Origin of the sequence: Thermogutta sp., assembly GCF_014359955.1 — a bacterium.
Lineage (GTDB): Bacteria > Planctomycetota > Planctomycetia > Pirellulales > Thermoguttaceae > Thermogutta.
In genome coordinates, this window is sequence record NZ_JACIYL010000557.1 from 1 (window position 1) to 2,993 (window position 2,993).

At 59.8% G+C, this 2,993-nt stretch carries 3 protein-coding genes; 1 reads left to right on the forward strand and 2 read right to left on the reverse strand.

Annotation, left to right across the window (positions count from 1 at the left end; translation table 11 throughout):
• Together H5U08_RS14330 and H5U08_RS14335 are read right to left on the reverse strand one after the other, a co-directional pair.
• Positions 1-237: hypothetical protein (locus H5U08_RS14330; protein ID WP_297034473.1), on the reverse strand; the 237-nt coding region annotated here is incomplete at its 3' end.
• Positions 238-395: 158 nt separating this feature from the next.
• On the reverse strand, positions 396-1,595 hold the full coding sequence (locus tag H5U08_RS14335) for a hypothetical protein (RefSeq protein WP_297034475.1): 1,200 nt from the start codon (positions 1,593-1,595) through the stop codon (positions 396-398).
• A gap of 749 nt (positions 1,596-2,344) precedes the next feature.
• Here H5U08_RS14335 and H5U08_RS14340 point away from each other — a divergent pair.
• A complete protein-coding gene (locus H5U08_RS14340; protein ID WP_297034476.1) occupies positions 2,345-2,980 on the forward strand; it encodes an ATP-dependent Clp protease proteolytic subunit in 636 nt (211 codons plus the stop codon).
• Positions 2,981-2,993: the final 13 nt, after the last annotated feature.

A 2,993-nucleotide genomic window follows, 5' to 3' on the forward strand; every position in this document is an offset into this window, starting at 1 on the left:
CCGGCGGGGGACCTCCAGGGCCTGACTTTCTAACTGAAACGCCATATTCCACGGGACCAACAGACCCAGGAACAAATTGGCAAATACGCCGGCCACAAGGCCCCAGCCAAACACACATCCCAGCAGATACGTCTCCTGCCACCGGTACCGCTCCAGCCAGTAGAAGAACCAGGCGAAGCAAACACCGGCCAACAGAGACCCAACGACGCATATGAACAACCCGAGGGCCGTGCTCATCCTTGCTTTCCCTCAGTGCCATGTCGAACCGTTACGGATAACCCACCTCCCAAGCCAGTAATCAACCCTTTCCACCCTCCCGTTGATCCGACGATTTAAGAAGGCATTTTACCCCTGCCAGACCCTGTGCTGGGTGAAAGCTCTCGCAGGGTGGTATGTTAGCGCCGCCGATCGCGCGATCCATAACCGGACCGCCGAGTCCTCGCTTCCATATTTTTCTGGATCACATAACCGACCACCTCGGCCCAACCCGGAACCGCTTTGTGCGAGGGTCGGGGGATTTCTTCCTCCTCGCCCTCGTGGTCTTCTTCCTCTTCCACCTCGCCCTTGGCGGAAGCAGGACTCCGCCGTTTTCGTGACGGGGCAACTTCCGGCCGTTCCCGGATGGTCTCAGTGGCCTCCGCCTGTTCCGGCGACTCTCCCGTTTCGCCGTTGGCCTCGGCCCCGCTAACAGCGAGCTCCACGATCTCGGGAAGCTCTTCTTCGAACGGTTCGGGGGAGACCGGCGCCGCCCCGGAACGCTTTTTCCGCCGTCTTTTACGGCGTTTTTTCCTTTCGCCAGGTAGAGCCTCGGTTTCTGACGCGGATGCCCCGGAGGACACGTCGGCCACTACGGGTTGAAGTGTGGCCGTATCCGCCGCCACCGCACGCCCGGCAGATGCCGGTGGCAAAATTTCTTCCACCACCGGCAGAAATGGGGCGGTCGAATCTTCTCCCTTGGCGGGCGCGACCACCTGCTCCTCCAGCCAGTCTCCCTCCGGAGCGACCTCCGCCTGCACCACCTCCCGGGCCTCTTCCTCCGGTGGCAACGTCACCGCCACGACAGACGCTTCGTCAAACGGCACAGGAGCGATCGTCTGCTCCACGGGGACAAGCCATTCCAGAGCAGCGGGAGGCGGAGCGGTCGTCTCGGAGGTGCCTTTCGTTTCCTTCGCCTCAACGCTGATTTTCTCGGAGATTTCCTCGGACCTGGCCTGCTCGGACGGCGCTGCCGTCTCTTTGGGCCGTAGTCCAAGCTGCGCCGCAATATCATCCCAATCGCCACCGGATGGCGTCCGCGGCGTCCAACGGCGAAGAGGGATGCGGTCCGGAATTGCTTCGAGCGTGACAGGCCCCTGACACTTCCCAGACGCCTGGGTCCCCGCCGTTACACTCGGCTGTTCACCAGGTTGCTGCGATTCCGATGGGGTGTCGTGCTGATCTGTTGCACTCCCTTGCACGGGCGTGGCGGACGCGGGGGAAGACTGCGAAGACTCCGCGCCACTGTCGGCCGGCCGAAGTCCGAGGAATTCGGCCAGCTTGGACCACGGATCACTCTCAGATCGCTGCTTGCTTGATGATTCGGGCGCTTCTGCCATGGGTGCTCAATGTGCCCAAACAGTGTGTTTTCAAACGGGTCAAAAGCATCCGGGCGGCGAATACCACCGCGGGAAACAACAAAATGAGGGGGATTCACTCCGATTTTTCTCAATTTTTCGCATCTCTTAATATACGCCAGCTTTCTACCCGTGAAAAGCAAGCCCGCCGCGACGCGGGAAGCTTTGCCAAGGGATTACCTCCACTTTTTTTCCGCCGATAGGTACGCGGACCTCCACGCAGGCTTGCGTCAACCCGGAGGGACGATTCGTGAATCGCCCCGAAAATACGTTCATGACGGCCAAACGGGACGTCGGTAGGGGCAATTCATGAATTGCCCCTACCAGGAGGAACGCCTTCCACGGGGTCCAATGAACCCACGGAGGGGCACGCTTGTCGTGCCCGATGAGGACGGATAGGGCATCAATCGCTGTTCATCGGACCCGACAAGGGGGGTCCCTCCGAGAGGCGAACCTGACAGGCAGGTCCCTCCGAAAAAGGTCCCTCCGGGAAGAACGGACGTGACAAGCACGTCCCTCCGGTGTGCCTTTAAATTCCGACAGATCCTTCCGAAAGTGGGGGATGAAGGGGCGATCGGTCGCTTGTCAGGGCCCGGCCGGGCGGGGTACGATAACATTTCCTGTACCGCGAAAACGGCAACACCGGACGGCATGTGTGGCCGACGGCTGGTCGTGCTCCCCGCGCAAGACTCATGTGATCAACTGACCAGGTAAAGGATGTGCCTATGTTCATGAATCAGTGGCTTCCGTTCCCGATCGACCCGCTCAACCAGGCCGGGTATCGAGACTACCAGCGCCAGCGGCAGCTCACCCTGGGGGATCTCCTCCTGGAAAACCGGATCATCCTCCTCCAGGGTCCTATCTACGACCTCAACGCGAGTGAGGTCATCATGAAACTCCTTTACCTGCAAAGCGAAAACCGACGCAAGGACATCCATTTTTACATCAATTCGCCCGGGGGAAGTGTCACCGCCACCCTGGCGATTTACGACACGATGCAGATTCTCAGTTGCCCCGTCGCCACTTACTGTGTGGGACTGGCCGCCAGCGGAGGAGCGGTTCTTCTCGCCGGAGGCACGAAAGGCAAACGCTTCGCGCTTCCACACTCCAAGGTGATGATCCACCAGCCTTACGGCCAGGTGGGTGGTCAGGTGAGTGATATCGAAATTCAAACGCAGGAGATCCTCCGCACACGAGACATCCTCAATCAAATTCTCGCCCAGCATACGGGACAGCCGATCGAACGCATCGCAAAGGATACGGACCGGGATTTCTACATGACGGCCGAGGAAGCCAAGGCCTACGGCATCGTGGACGATATTCTTTCCAAACAATCTCAGGAAAAGCCCGAAGACGAACTGGAATGATTCGGGGAGTCGG

Coding starts and splice junctions, on each gene's coding strand:
- H5U08_RS14335 (WP_297034475.1), bottom strand. CDS start 1,595: ATGGCAGAAGCGCCCGAATCATCAAGCAAGCAGCGATCTGAGAGTGAT.
- H5U08_RS14340 (WP_297034476.1), top strand. CDS start 2,345: ATGAATCAGTGGCTTCCGTTCCCGATCGACCCGCTCAACCAGGCCGGG.